This window comes from Enterobacter sp. 342, from assembly GCF_036663495.1.
GTDB lineage: Bacteria > Pseudomonadota > Gammaproteobacteria > Enterobacterales > Enterobacteriaceae > Enterobacter.
Genome location: NZ_JAWUEI010000014.1, coordinates 1 through 13,204 on the forward strand (window position 1 = coordinate 1; position 13,204 = coordinate 13,204).

General features: G+C 53.8%; 11 protein-coding genes, 1 rRNA gene and 1 riboswitch. Of the genes, 3 read left to right on the plus strand and 9 right to left on the minus strand.

All coding sequences use genetic code 11. The features are described 5' to 3' along the window. From V6E55_RS12970 to btuB, 3 genes are all read right to left on the minus strand, one after another. Positions 1–258 (minus strand): 16S ribosomal RNA (locus tag V6E55_RS12970); the annotation flags it as partial. A gap of 357 nt (positions 259–615) precedes the next feature. Next, positions 616–1,467 carry a glutamate racemase gene (murI, locus tag V6E55_RS12975; RefSeq protein ID WP_114980075.1) on the minus strand — a complete coding sequence of 284 codons (852 nt, stop codon included), beginning with the start codon at positions 1,465–1,467 and terminating at the stop codon, positions 616–618. Next, the gene (gene btuB, locus V6E55_RS12980) at positions 1,412–3,259 is read right to left on the minus strand and encodes a TonB-dependent vitamin B12 receptor BtuB (RefSeq protein ID WP_114980076.1); all 1,848 of its coding nucleotides are present in this window, start codon (positions 3,257–3,259) and stop codon (positions 1,412–1,414) included. The genes murI and btuB overlap by 56 nt, the downstream gene beginning before the upstream one ends. Positions 3,260–3,325: 66 nt before the next feature. Beyond that, positions 3,326–3,501, minus strand: a riboswitch (cobalamin riboswitch). A 104-nt stretch (positions 3,502–3,605) separates the two neighbouring features. Here btuB and trmA point away from each other — a divergent pair. Next, positions 3,606–4,706 (plus strand): tRNA (uridine(54)-C5)-methyltransferase TrmA, encoded by a 1,101-nt coding sequence (gene trmA / locus V6E55_RS12985; RefSeq protein WP_316943007.1) that lies wholly within the window; start codon positions 3,606–3,608, stop codon positions 4,704–4,706. Between the two features lie 90 nt (positions 4,707–4,796). On the opposite strand, the gene V6E55_RS12990 is transcribed toward trmA, so the two are convergent. Together V6E55_RS12990 and fabR are read right to left on the minus strand one after the other, a co-directional pair. Beyond that, a complete protein-coding gene (locus V6E55_RS12990; RefSeq protein WP_008501783.1) occupies positions 4,797–5,156 on the minus strand; it encodes a YijD family membrane protein in 360 nt (119 codons plus the stop codon). A 9-nt stretch (positions 5,157–5,165) separates the two neighbouring features. Beyond that, positions 5,166–5,804 carry an HTH-type transcriptional repressor FabR gene (gene fabR / locus V6E55_RS12995; protein ID WP_028018088.1) on the minus strand — a complete coding sequence of 213 codons (639 nt, stop codon included), beginning with the start codon at positions 5,802–5,804 and terminating at the stop codon, positions 5,166–5,168. A gap of 196 nt (positions 5,805–6,000) precedes the next feature. Here fabR and sthA point away from each other — a divergent pair, with 196 nt between their 5' ends. Beyond that, positions 6,001–7,401, plus strand: a complete 1,401-nt coding sequence (gene sthA, locus V6E55_RS13000) for a Si-specific NAD(P)(+) transhydrogenase (RefSeq protein WP_028018089.1) — start codon at positions 6,001–6,003, stop codon at positions 7,399–7,401. On the opposite strand, the gene oxyR is transcribed toward sthA, so the two are convergent. From oxyR to argC, 4 genes are all read right to left on the minus strand, one after another. Beyond that, positions 7,375–8,301 (minus strand): DNA-binding transcriptional regulator OxyR, encoded by a 927-nt coding sequence (gene oxyR / locus V6E55_RS13005; protein ID WP_028018090.1) that lies wholly within the window; start codon positions 8,299–8,301, stop codon positions 7,375–7,377. The two genes, sthA and oxyR, sit on opposite strands and share 27 nt — an antisense overlap. A gap of 305 nt (positions 8,302–8,606) precedes the next feature. Further along, a complete protein-coding gene (gene argH, locus V6E55_RS13010; protein WP_028018091.1) occupies positions 8,607–9,980 on the minus strand; it encodes an argininosuccinate lyase in 1,374 nt (457 codons plus the stop codon). Positions 9,981–10,054: 74 nt separating this feature from the next. Continuing rightward, positions 10,055–10,831: an acetylglutamate kinase gene (gene argB / locus V6E55_RS13015; RefSeq protein ID WP_108091191.1), complete on the minus strand. Its 777-nt coding sequence runs from the start codon at positions 10,829–10,831 to the stop codon at positions 10,055–10,057. Between the two features lie 6 nt (positions 10,832–10,837). Next, positions 10,838–11,842 carry an N-acetyl-gamma-glutamyl-phosphate reductase gene (argC, locus tag V6E55_RS13020; protein ID WP_316943009.1) on the minus strand — a complete coding sequence of 335 codons (1,005 nt, stop codon included), beginning with the start codon at positions 11,840–11,842 and terminating at the stop codon, positions 10,838–10,840. 88 nt (positions 11,843–11,930) lie between these two features. Here argC and argE point away from each other — a divergent pair, with 88 nt between their 5' ends. After that, positions 11,931–13,082: an acetylornithine deacetylase gene (gene argE, locus V6E55_RS13025; protein ID WP_114980082.1), complete on the plus strand. Its 1,152-nt coding sequence runs from the start codon at positions 11,931–11,933 to the stop codon at positions 13,080–13,082. Positions 13,083–13,204: the final 122 nt, after the last annotated feature.

The following is a 13,204-nucleotide window of genomic DNA, read 5'->3' on the forward strand; positions in this document are numbered from 1 at the left end:
CCCCACCTACTAGCTAATCCCATCTGGGCACATCTGATGGCAAGAGGCCCGAAGGTCCCCCTCTTTGGTCTTGCGACGTTATGCGGTATTAGCTACCGTTTCCAGTAGTTATCCCCCTCCATCAGGCAGTTTCCCAGACATTACTCACCCGTCCGCCGCTCGTCACCCGAGAGCAAGCTCTCTGTGCTACCGCTCGACTTGCATGTGTTAGGCCTGCCGCCAGCGTTCAATCTGAGCCATGATCAAACTCTTCAATTTAAAAGTTTGATGCTCAATGAATTAAACTTCGTAATGAATTACGTGTTCACTCGTTGAGACTTGGTATTCATTTATCGTCCGGGGACGTTAAGAATCCATGTCACTTTGAGTGCCCACACAGATTGTCTGATAAATTGTTAAAGAGCAGTGCCGCTTCGTTTTCGCTGCGGCGCGGGGTGTGCATATTACGCTTTCCCGCTACAGAGTCAAGCGTTTATTTTGCTTTTCTCTGCTGACCCGGCGGCGTGTGTGCCGTTGTTCCGTGTCAGTGGAGGCGCATTATAGGGAGTTCTCAGACGTTGACAACCCCTCTTTAAAAAAAAACTCTCAACCGCCTCTTTTTTGCTCAAAACCGTGTTACAACGCCAGTTTTTCGAGCGTTTCAAAGCCGTAACGATGTAAAACGGGTAAAAGTTGTTCAGTTTCTTTTGTTATCGCCATACAAAAAGCGATATTTGCATCGGTAGATTTTGCATCTGGCGCTTCATGTTCCAGCAACCAGGCGGTACGACGCGCAATAGCCGCACCGGAATCCACCAGACGAGTCCCCTCTGGCAGAACAGCCAGAAGCTCTTCCTGTAAAAGAGGGAAATGGGTACATCCCAGAACAACGGTGTCTGGCGGCTCCGGCATCCGCAACCAGGGGCGCAAAATGCGGCGCAGCTCTTCCAGCGAAACAGCGTGTCCATGCAACTTCGCTTCAGCCATTTCCACAAGCTCCGCCGATCCGAGCATTGCAATCTGGCATTCATTAGCAAAGCGTTCGATCAGTTCACGCGTATAAGGACGCTTCACCGTGCCACGTGTTGCCAGCAAACCAACGATACCGTTCGCCGTCAGACGCGCGGCTGGCTTTATTGCAGGAACGACACCCACAACCGGGAACTGGAATTTTTCACGCAAGGCAGGAAGGGAAACCGTACTCGCCGTATTGCAGGCGATGACCGCCAGCGCAAGGGGGTAACGCTTTTGTACCGCGGTGACAATTTCAACCACACGCTCAACAATAAACTCTTCGCTTTTTTCCCCGTACGGAAAAGCGACGTTATCAAAAGCGTAGATGTAATGGAGATTCGGCAGGAGATGCCGAATCTCATCATAGACCGAAAGCCCACCAACGCCGGAATCAAACACCAGCACAGTGGGACGCGGATCAGAAGGTGTAGCTGCCAGACAAGGTGTATTCCCGTCCTGCAGTTTGGTAGCCATAAACTGTCTCGTAATCTTTATCGAACAGATTGGCTATTTTACCACGAACTGTGAGGTGAGAGGTGACAGGATATGAAACTGCGATATCCCACAGGCTCACACCGCCCATTTTCACTTCGCGAGAAGGGTAACCGCTGAAGTCATCGTCGTAGCGGGTGCCCAGATAACGATATGCAAGATCCCAGTCAATATCCCAGGTTTGCCAGTCGAGCTGATATTTCACCTGCTGTTTAGAGCGACGCTTGAGCACTTCATTGGTGTTTGCATTGCGCGGATCAACATAGTCATAAGAGACCTGATGGCTTACCGGACCGGTATCAAACTGAGCGGTGGCTTCAACCCCTTCGATACGCGCTTTGTCCACGTTGTAAGGACGGTTCATCTGATCGTAACCAATCAGATTATCGACATCGTTACGGTAAGCGCTAACACGCCAGCTCACCGGGCCGGTTAAGCCTTCAAATCCGCCTTCCCACTGCTTGCTCTCTTCAGGTTTAAGATCCGGGTTGCCGTACTTCGTACTGTGGATCTGGCTCATGGTTGGCGCTTTATAGGCCGTACCGTAGGAGGCAATGAAGCGATATCCTTCGATAAACTCCCAGGCCGCGCTGGTTTGCCAGGTGCTGTGGTTGCCGAAGTTCGAGTTGTCATCATTACGGGCGGCGGCTTCCAGCGTCACGCTATCAAACTGCTGCATACCGGAGAGGAAAACACCCGTATTGTGCTGCTCGTAGCCTTTCTTCAGAGATGCCGTCCCCGGCTGGGCTTTCTGTTTCTGCCAGTCCAGACCTGCTCCGATATTACCGTGACCGACGGCCACATTGTTCATCCACTGAGCGGTGTATTGCTTCACATCATCCATGCTGGAAGAGGCTGCATAGCGACCTTTGCTCGGATCATAGTTCAGGTCTTTGCTGCGACCATAGCCTGCCACCAGTTGAGATTGATAAATTCCCTGGCTAAAGCGCAGACCGGTATCCCAGTTCTGGCTATACAGTTGACGCGTGTCCGGGGTGCCGAGTATCGCCGTGTAATCATCATTGTAAGTATCGTAACCGTCATACGCCGTGCGGTTGTCATAACCAAAACCACGGAAGAAGCCGCTCACGCTATCGGTGATCTGCTGTTCCACAGAGCCGTATAACGACTTACTCATAAAGCCATCACGATCCGGCTGGCGCGGGACATCGTTCGCAGCAATATCAAAACCACGGGTATAGGTGTAGTTACCCGCCATGGTGATTTTGGTTTTATCAAGAACCTGCTGGAAAGAGCCATCATAGGTTTGGTAACCCTTAGACCCCACACCCGCAGATATTTCCGCGCCCGGTTTATCGCGCCCGGTAATGATGTTGATCACACCGCCAATCGCGTCGGAGCCATACAGGGCCGAACGTGGGCCACGAATGTATTCAATGCGCTGAATCAGGGAAGTCGGGATCTGGCTCAGGTCAGGAACGTTGCTGATCCCGGCGTTATTCAAAGGAATACCGTCAATCAGCACCAGCACATGGCGAGATTCAGTTCCGCGAATAAAAGTCGAAGAGTTCGTGCCCATTCCACCGCTTTGCGCGATATCCACGCCAGGCAGACGTGACATGATTTCCACCACACTCTTTGCCTGCCAGCGTTCAATATCTTCACGCGTCACAACAGATGTCGGAGCCAGAACGGTTTTTGCCGGTTGTTCAAAACGGTTTGCAGTCACCACCAACGAGTCTTCGCTATCCTGCGCCCAGCCCGAAAATGCCGTGACGGACAACGCCGTCAGCAGCGATACTTTTTTAATCATTGTTAAAGCATCCACAATATAAGAAGGATGCCGCAGGCCTCATCTATAGCACGCGATAATGAAACCAAATGCGACGTGATCCCGGCAGGTCTTCGGGCTAGGTGGCTTTATAAGGATGAAGACTTCCCATTTTCACAGTGTCTACAACTCTCATCCCGCCAGTCTTTACCGCTGCGCGTCAGCTCCAGATTTACACTGGATTCCCTTTTCACTCTCAGGAGACCGGAAACAGAATGCTACAATTAGACACGTATAGATGTCCAGATAGCTATTAGCCATTAAATCTGGACATCCCCTGAACAATGCCTACAATCCCCGCGTAATTCTTTATCACTCAGGACGCATCATGACCCCAGAACACCTCCCGACAGAACAGTACGACGCGCAGCTGGCAGAGAAAGTTGTCCGCCTGCAAAGTATGATGACGCCTTTCAACGCGCCCGTTCCCGAGGTGTTCCGCTCTCCTGTCAGCCACTACCGCATGCGCGCTGAATTCCGCATCTGGCACGACGGTGACGACCTGTACCACATCATTTTTGATCAGCAGACAAAATCCCGTATCCGCGTAGACAGTTTTCCGGCGGCAAGCGAGCTGATTAACCAGCTCATGACCCTCATTATGGACGGTGTGCGCACCAACCCTGTGCTGCGCAATAAGCTGTTCCAGATTGACTACCTGACTACCCAAAGTAACCAGGCGATTGTCTCTCTGCTTTATCACAAAGCGCTGAATGACGAGTGGCGTGAGCAGGCAGAAGCCCTGCGCGATGCACTGCGCGCGCAGAACATCAATGTTCATCTGATTGGCCGTGCCACCAAAACCAAAATCATGCTGGATCAGGATTACATCGACGAGCGTCTGCCGGTGGCAGGTAAAGAGATGGTGTATCGTCAGGTCGAGAACAGCTTCACCCAGCCGAACGCTGCGATGAACGTGCAGATGCTGGAATGGGCGCTGAAGGCGACGGAAGGGTCGACGGGCGATCTGCTTGAGCTGTACTGCGGTAACGGCAACTTCTCGCTGGCGCTGGCGCGAAATTTCGAACGCGTGCTGGCCACAGAAATCGCCAAACCATCGGTTGCGGCTGCACAGTACAACATCGCGGCCAATCATATCGACAACGTGCAGATCATTCGTATGGCCGCAGAAGAGTTTACGCAGGCGATGAACGGCGTACGTGAGTTCAATCGATTACAGGGTATCGACCTGAAGAGTTACCAGTGTGAGACGATTTTTGTCGATCCGCCGCGCAGTGGCCTGGACAGCGAAACCGAGAAGATGGTGCAGGCGTACTCGCGTATTTTGTACATCTCCTGTAATCCGGAGACGCTGTGCAAGAACCTCGAAACATTAGGCCAGACGCACAAGGTTGAACGTCTGGCGCTGTTCGATCAATTCCCGTATACGCACCATATGGAGTGCGGTGTACTGCTCACGGCAAAGTAATGTGGGCCTTGTAGGGCAGGTAAGCGAAGTGCCACCTGCCAAAAAAGCCGGATGGCGCTTCGCTTATCCGGCCTACAATGACAAAACCTATTACTCTGGTAACTGGCTCTTACGGCTACGCATGCGCGAGCCAATCCAGAACACCAGCGCCACAGACAGTACCGCAGGGAAGAAGTTAGAGCCGATATCCGGATACTCGGCACGCACTACCGTGCTATACAGCAACACACCCAGAATAAAGCAGGCGGCAGCCAACCCCGGTAACCCGACCGGCATAGTGCGGTTCAGGTAACGTTGATGCAGACAGTAAACCGTCAGCACCAGTGCAATTAGCGGGAAAATCGAAAAGGGCACGATTGAGCTAAAAATAGCGGCAAACGTACCATTAATGGATAAGCCAGCGATCAATGCCAGCAACAGCGTCCCTTTATCCTGACCTGACTGTTTCATTACTCACCTTCACTCTTCGGTTTGATGTGCCAGTTTCTCTTGTTCACGGCGATACCAGTAGTACGCACCTTTAGAAATCATGCGCAGCTGTAATACCAGTCGCTCTTCGAGCTGCTTGCGTTGTTCAATGCTTATATCCAGCGCTTCGGCACCCGCGCTGAACACAATCGTCACCATCGCCTCAGCCTGTGCTTCAGTAAACGCACGCGGCATATGGTTTTCGAGTTCAAGATAGTCGGCAAGTTCCGCGATGAAATGCTGAATTTCACGCGCGACGGCAGCACGAAACGCCGCAGAGGTTCCGGAACGCTCGCGCAGAAGCAGACGAAACGCGTTGGGGTTATTGCCGATAAATTCCATAAAGGTCGACACGGAGGTGCGGATCACGCTGCCACCTTTTGCGATACGCTGACGCGCCTGGCGCATGAGCTGGCGAAGCATTAGACCACTTTCGTCGACCATGGTCAGACCCAGTTCATCCACATCACGGAAGTGACGATAGAAGGACGTTGGCGCAATCCCGGCCTCGCGCGCAACTTCACGCAGGCTCAAACTGGCAAAACTACGCTCGGCACTCAGTTGACTGAATGCGGCTTCCACCAGCGAACGCCGGGTTTTCTCTTTTTGTTGTGCTCTTACGCCCATCACGATAGTTGAATCCTTCCAAAGGCCTAATGGCACTATACCAGAGAATAAAATTAATCTGTTTGCCTGGCTTTGTGAATGATTGTTTACGCGCGGTTTGTGCTCCACTGCCCGAAAAAAGCACAACGATAATTGGGTTACTCTGGCAATGATGTTATGATTCTGTTGCTTTTATGTATAAGAACAGGTAAGCCTTGCCATGCCACATTCCTACGATTACGACGCAATAGTTATTGGTTCCGGCCCCGGCGGCGAAGGTGCTGCTATGGGTCTGGTGAAACAGGGAGCCAGAGTAGCGGTCATTGAGCGCTACCATAATGTTGGCGGCGGTTGCACCCACTGGGGCACCATCCCTTCGAAAGCCCTTCGCCACGCCGTTAGCCGCATTATTGAATTTAACCAGAACCCTCTCTACAGCGACCACTCCCGACTTCTTCGTTCATCATTTGCCGACATCCTGAATCATGCGGATACCGTCATTAACCAGCAGACACGTATGCGTCAGGGGTTTTATGAGCGTAACCACTGTGAAATTTTGCAGGGCAACGCGCATTTTGTTGATGAGCACACCCTGGCACTCGAATGCCACGACGGTTCGGTTGAAACCATTACCGCTGAAAAATTCGTTATTGCTTGCGGCTCGCGCCCGTACCATCCGGCCGACGTCGACTTCTCGCACCCACGTATTTATGACAGCGACTCCATCCTCAGCCTGCACCACGAACCACGCCACGTGATTATCTACGGCGCAGGGGTGATTGGCTGTGAATATGCGTCGATCTTCCGGGGCATGGAGGTCAAAGTTGACCTGATCAACACCCGCGATCGCCTGCTGGCTTTCCTCGACCAGGAGATGTCAGATTCCCTCTCATATCACTTCTGGAACAGTGGTGTCGTCATTCGCCACAACGAAGAGTATGAGAAAATCGAAGGCTGCGATGACGGTGTGATCATGCACCTGAAATCTGGCAAGAAGCTCAAAGCCGACTGCCTGCTGTATGCCAACGGCCGTACCGGTAACACCGATTCACTGGCGCTGGAAAACATTGGTCTGGAAACCGACAGCCGTGGTCAGTTGAAGGTCAACAGTATGTACCAGACCGCCCTGCCGCACGTTTATGCAGTCGGTGATGTTATTGGCTATCCAAGTCTCGCGTCAGCAGCCTACGACCAGGGACGCATTGCGGCTCAGGCGCTGGTGAAAGGCGAAGCAACGGCGCATCTGATTGAAGATATTCCGACAGGGATTTACACCATCCCGGAAATTAGCTCAGTCGGGAAAACCGAACAGCAACTGACGGCCATGAAAGTGCCTTACGAGGTGGGTCGTGCGCAGTTTAAACATCTGGCGCGCGCGCAAATCGTGGGGATGAGTGTGGGAACGCTGAAGATTTTGTTCCATCGCGAGACGAAAGAGATCCTCGGTATTCACTGCTTTGGTGAACGCGCGGCGGAAATCATTCATATCGGCCAGGCGATAATGGAGCAAAAAGGGGGTGGTAACACCATCGAGTACTTCGTTAACACCACCTTTAACTACCCGACCATGGCAGAAGCCTATCGGGTAGCGGCACTAAACGGTCTGAACCGCCTGTTTTAACGCGCTGTCAAAGTGGCCATCCATTGAACTCCGGATGGCCTCTGCCAGCTGCTCATAGCGGCTGCGCAGCGGCGAACCAGGGCGATAAACCAGGCCAATCGTACGGCGTGGCTCTGGCTTAATGCACGGCAGGTACACCACGCCATCTCGCGTGCGTTCTCGCGGTACGGCCAGCGCAGGCAGCAGTGTAATACCACTTCCCGCAGCCACCATATTACGCAGCGTTTCCAGGCTGGTTGCGCGGAAATGGGTATCTTCATCAGCACCCGCTTCAAAGCAAAAACCCATCGCCTGATCGCGCAGACAGTGGCCATCTTCCAGCATCAGCAGTTTTTCGCCGGCCAGATCGGCCATCGGCACACGATCGCGGTTCGCCCACGGGTGATCTTGATAGATCGCCAGCATCATCGGCTCGTCAAACAGCGGCACCTCAATAAAGGCTTCACTCTCTTTCACCAGCGCCAGAATGGCGCAGTCGAGTTTGCCGCTATCTAACTGCGCCAGCAGTTGATGGGTCTGCGCTTCATGCAGGTACATTTCAAGTTTCGGGAACGTCTGGTGCAGCATCGGAATGATGTGCGGCAACAGGTACGGGCCAACGGTTGGGATCAGGCCAATATGCAGTGGGCCGGACATTGTTTCCCCCTGCTGGCTTGCCATTTCCTTGAGCACTTTGACCTCGCGCAGCACAGTGCGCGCCTGATCAACCAGCAGCAGACCGGCCTGGGTGAACAGTACCTTACGACTGGTGCGCTCCAGCAGCATCACCCCCAGCTCATCCTCCAGCTTGCGGATCTGACCGCTCAGCGTAGGCTGGCTGACGTGGCAGGAATCTGCCGCGCGGCGAAAATGACGGTGCTCGGCTAACGCTACCAGGTATTCAAGATCACGAATATTCATTATTCATCCTCCGTCGCCACGATAGTTCATGGCGATAGATAGCATAGCAACGAACGATTATCCCTATCAAGCATTCTGTTGAATAATACACCACATAGACGAGGCGGTACGTGTTTGACCCTTGACGTCCCCGCTCCGTCAGCGAGTTTCTCTCAAAACTCGAACAACTAAAGCCAACGTGAACTTTTGCGGACCCCGTGGTCCGCTTTTTTTTTGCGTAAAAAAGCCTGGCGTTAAGCCAGGCTCCGTTTTTCTCCCTCTCCCTGTGGGAGAGGGCCGTGGGTGAGGGCACCCGCCCGCACAGTTTAAACTAACCGGTTTTTCGCATCCGCAATCGCCTGCGCGACCTGCTTAGGTGACACGCCGCCTTTCGCCGCACGCTTATCCAGGCAAGACTGCAACGCCAGAATCGGATAAACATCATCCCCGATAACCGCGCTGAACTTCTGCAGCTCGGCAAGCGCCAGGTCTTCCAGCGGTTTACCCTGGCGAATCGCTTCCACTACCGCTTCGCCAACAATATGGTGCGCTTCACGGAACGGTACGCCTTTCGCGACGAGGTAATCCGCCAGCTCAGTGGAGTTTGCATACCCCTGCTGCGCCGCTTCCTGGCAACGCGGGCGTTTCACCTGAATACCATCCAGCACCAGTGCGCCCATGTGCAGGCAGTCCAGCCAGGTGTCGAGCGCGTCGAACAGCCCTTCTTTGTCTTCCTGCATATCTTTGTTATACGCCAGCGGCAGCCCTTTCAGGGTCATCATCATGCCAGTCAGTGCGCCCTGAACACGGCCACACTTACCGCGGATAAGCTCCAGCGCATCCGGGTTTTTCTTCTGCGGCATCAGGGAAGAACCTGAAGTCACACGGTCAGACAACTCGACAAACCCGGCCTCACCGGAGTTGAAGAAGATCAGGTCTTCTGCGAAACGCGACAGGTGGACCATGCCGATTGAAGCATTTGAGAGCAGTTCCAGCACATGGTCACGGTCAGACACGCTGTCCAGGCTGTTACGGGTGGCAGAGGCAAAGCCCAGCCAGCCTGCCAGCTGTTCACGGTCAATTTCGTAAGCCGTACCGGCCAGCGCGCCGCTGCCCAGCGGGCTGACGTCCAGACGTTTCAGGGTATCCTGAAGACGGCTTTCATCACGCGCCAGCATCTCAACATAGGCCAGGCACCAGTGAGCAAACGTCACTGGCTGGGCACGTTGCAGGTGGGTGTAACCCGGCATGACCGCGTCCTGGTTGTTCTGCGCGGTTTCCACCAGCGCACTCTGTAACTGACGGTTTGCCGCCAGCAGTTCGCCAACGGTATCTTTACACCACAGCTTCAGATCAGTTGCGACCTGGTCGTTACGGCTACGGCCGGTATGCAGCTTCTTACCCAGTTGGCCAACTTTGTCGATGAGCTTCCCTTCCACCCAACTGTGAATATCTTCGGCGTCGCTCTGGAGGATTTGCTCCGGGTTCAGGCGCACTTCTTCCAGCAGATTATTCAGTGCCTCTTCCAGCTGCTGCTGTTCCTCTGCGGTCAGTACGCCAACTGTCACCAGCGCTTTGGACCAGGCCACAGAGCCGACAATATCCTGTTCGGCCAGGCGGTAGTCGAAGCGCAAAGAGTCGTTGAACTGTTTGAACCGCTGATCCGCTGCCTGTGTAAAACGCCCACCCCAAAGTGCCATAACATCGTTCCTTTATTCGTTAGTTCCGCCGGGTGGCGCTGCGCTTACCCGGCCTACGGTCATTCAATAAAAACTTACGCTAAAATACGCGTGCCAATCGGCGTGCCGTTAAACAGCGCCGGGAGTTGCTCCGCGTGACGCCAGGACGCGATATCTACCGGGCGACCGAGCGTGCGCGCGGCATCCAGTGCAGCGTTCACTTTGACGATCATGCCGTCGGTAATAATGCCCTGCGCAATCAGCTGCTCGGCTTTCGCCGCCGTCATTTCCGCAATGCGCTGACCTTTGCCGTCCAGAATACCGCTCACGTCGGAAAGCAGGATCAGGTCTGCGCCCAGCGTTGCCGCCAGTGCCGTTGCCGCCTGGTCCGCATTCACGTTCATCAGCTCACCCTCTTCGGTGACACCGATAGAACTGACCACCGGCAGGAAACCACCATCCAGCAGTGTGTTAATCAGCTTGGGCGAACCTGGCTGTGCCAGTCCAACATGGCCGAGCTCTTCATCGAGCTGAGTCACTTTTACGCTATCGCCATCGCCCAGGTAGAGGCCTACGGAAGCAATATGGTGTTTCTTCGCCCATGCCAGTAGCGTTTTGTTCGCCGTCCCCGCTAGCGCACCGGTGATGATGTCAATCTGATCGGCAGGCGTGACGCGCAGACCATTTTTCTTTTTCACCGGCAGATTGAGTCCTTTCATCAGCTCATCCACCACGCAACCGCCACCGTGAACAATCACCAGCGGACGTTGGTGAGATTCGCGATAGTTAACCAGCGCGGTAAAAAGACGCTCCAGCGCTTCTTCGCTGTCCAGCAGTACACCACCGAGTTTGATAATTAATGGGTTCATCATCACACCTTAAATAAGAGACTGCGTTTCAGGGAAGCCGAAACGAATATTTGCGCACTGCATGGCCTGAGCGGCAGCGCCTTTGAGTAAGTTATCTTCTGCGGCGACCACAATCAGGTGTTCGCCCTGCACAGCAAAGCCGATATCGCAGAACGGCAGACCGACCACGTTTTTCAGCGCCGGCACGCCTTTATCGTACAAACGCACCAGTGGTTTATCCGCGTATGCCTGAGTAAATACCTCGTTCACCTGTTCTTTGGTCACACCCGGTTTCAGGCGGCAGGTAATGGTTTCGAGGATCCCACGCGGGAAGCTGCCCAGGTGCGGGGTGAAAATCACCTCCGCGCCCAGATGGGTGGTAATTTCAGGGTGATGACGGTGGTTAAACACGCCATACGGCTGAAGGCTCACTTCGCAGAAACTGTTGGAGATAGCGGCCTTGCGCCCGGCACCGCTCACGCCACTGGTGGCGTTGATCACCGGCCACTGATTCAGATCCAGCAAACCTGCGTCGATCAATGGCTTAAGTGAAAGCTGCGCCGCCGTCGGGTAGCAACCCGGTACAGCAATCAGATCCGCTTCTTTCAGTTTGTCTGCGCTCCACTCCGCCAGGCCGTATACCGCTTTTTCAAGCAGATCCGGGTGCTGATGGGTGAAACCGTAATATTTTTCATAGAACGCGCCATCGTTAACACGAAACGCGCCAGAGAGGTCGAACACCACACAACCGGCCGCCAGAAATTGCGGTGCCAGGTCGTGGCTGACTTCGTGCGCAGTGGCCAAAAACACCACGTCGACACCGTCGGTGAACTCACTGATGTCAGACATTGGCTGCAACGGCAGATCAACAATGCCCTTAAGTTGCGGATGCAAATCAGAAATTAACTTTCCTGCATCATTGCTTTGCGCTGACACGGTCAAAGCGGTTATGGTCATATGTGGATGGCGATTCACGTAGCTTACAAGCTCTGCGCCCGCATAACCGCTAGCGCCTACAATCAGCGTATTCAACATCGGGTTCCTTTATGCTCAACGTTAATGTATTTTTATTCACATTTATTGCATGAATATTGATACTATCACGACCTAAGGTGTGTCAACAATGAAAATGAACTTACCGCCATTTATCGAGATCTACCGCGCCCTGATCGCCACACCGTCCATCAGTGCAACCGAAGAAGCATTGGATCAGAGCAATGAGTCTTTAATCAATCTGCTGGCGGGTTGGTTTAGCGATCTTGGGTTTAACGTTGAGGTTCAGCCTGTCCCCGGTACACGCCATAAATTTAACCTGCTCGCCAGCACCGGAACCGGCGCAGGCGGCTTGTTGCTGGCCGGACATACCGATACCGTGCCATTTGACGATGGCCGCTGGACCCGCGATCCCTTCACCCTGACCGAGCACGACAACAAACTTTACGGTCTGGGCACTGCCGATATGAAAGGCTTCTTTGCCTTTATCCTCGACGCGCTGCGTGACGTCGACGTGACAAAACTGAAGAAACCACTCTACATTCTGGCGACTGCCGATGAAGAAACCAGCATGGCAGGCGCACGCTACTTCTCAGAAAATACGGCGATTCGCCCGGATTGCGCCATTATCGGCGAACCAACATCTCTGCAACCGATTCGTGCGCACAAAGGCCATATCTCGACGGCGGTACGTGTGCTGGGCCAGTCCGGGCACTCCAGCGATCCGGCGCGCGGCGTGAACGCCATTGAGCTGATGCATGATGCCATCGGCCACATCATGCAGCTGCGTGATTCCCTGAAAGAGCGCTATCACCATGATTCGTTCACTGTTCCTTACCCGACGCTGAACCTCGGCAGCCTGCACGGCGGCGATGCCTCGAACCGTATCTGCGCCTGCTGCGAGCTGCATATGGATATCCGCCCGCTGCCAGGCATGACGCTGAGCGATCTGAACGGGTTGCTGACAGAAGCCCTGGCACCGGTGAGTGAACGCTGGCCTGGTCGCCTGACAGTTTCCGAGCTACATCCACCAATCCCAGGCTACGAGTGCCCGCCGGATCACCAGTTGGTCGAAGTGGTGGAAAAACTTCTCGGCGAGAAAACCGATGTGGTGAACTACTGCACCGAAGCACCGTTTATTCAAACGCTCTGCCCGACGCTGGTCCTTGGTCCTGGCTCCATCAACCAGGCCCACCAGCCGGATGAGTATCTGGAAACCCGCTTTATCAAACCAACCCGCGAATTGATTACCCAGGTTGTTCATCACTTCTGCTGGCATTAATGACGCTTCCCCTCTCATCTGAGAGGGGAAAATCTCGCGATCTCTGTCACATTCCCATAAGCATCACTTATCTGATGCGAAGCGAATTAAATTTCGTAAATTGCCCACATTTATTCGTTTGC

Excerpts from the sequence above, each read along its gene's own strand:
- murI (WP_114980075.1), bottom strand. The coding sequence starts at position 1,467 with ATGGCTACCAAACTGCAGGACGGGAATACACCTTGTCTGGCAGCTACA.
- btuB (WP_114980076.1), bottom strand. The coding sequence starts at position 3,259 with ATGATTAAAAAAGTATCGCTGCTGACGGCGTTGTCCGTCACGGCATTT.
- trmA (WP_316943007.1), top strand. The coding sequence starts at position 3,606 with ATGACCCCAGAACACCTCCCGACAGAACAGTACGACGCGCAGCTGGCA.
- V6E55_RS12990 (WP_008501783.1), bottom strand. The coding sequence starts at position 5,156 with ATGAAACAGTCAGGTCAGGATAAAGGGACGCTGTTGCTGGCATTGATC.
- sthA (WP_028018089.1), top strand. The coding sequence starts at position 6,001 with ATGCCACATTCCTACGATTACGACGCAATAGTTATTGGTTCCGGCCCC.
- oxyR (WP_028018090.1), bottom strand. The coding sequence starts at position 8,301 with ATGAATATTCGTGATCTTGAATACCTGGTAGCGTTAGCCGAGCACCGT.
- argH (WP_028018091.1), bottom strand. The coding sequence starts at position 9,980 with ATGGCACTTTGGGGTGGGCGTTTTACACAGGCAGCGGATCAGCGGTTC.
- argB (WP_108091191.1), bottom strand. The coding sequence starts at position 10,831 with ATGATGAACCCATTAATTATCAAACTCGGTGGTGTACTGCTGGACAGC.
- argC (WP_316943009.1), bottom strand. The coding sequence starts at position 11,842 with ATGTTGAATACGCTGATTGTAGGCGCTAGCGGTTATGCGGGCGCAGAG.
- argE (WP_114980082.1), top strand. The coding sequence starts at position 11,931 with ATGAAAATGAACTTACCGCCATTTATCGAGATCTACCGCGCCCTGATC.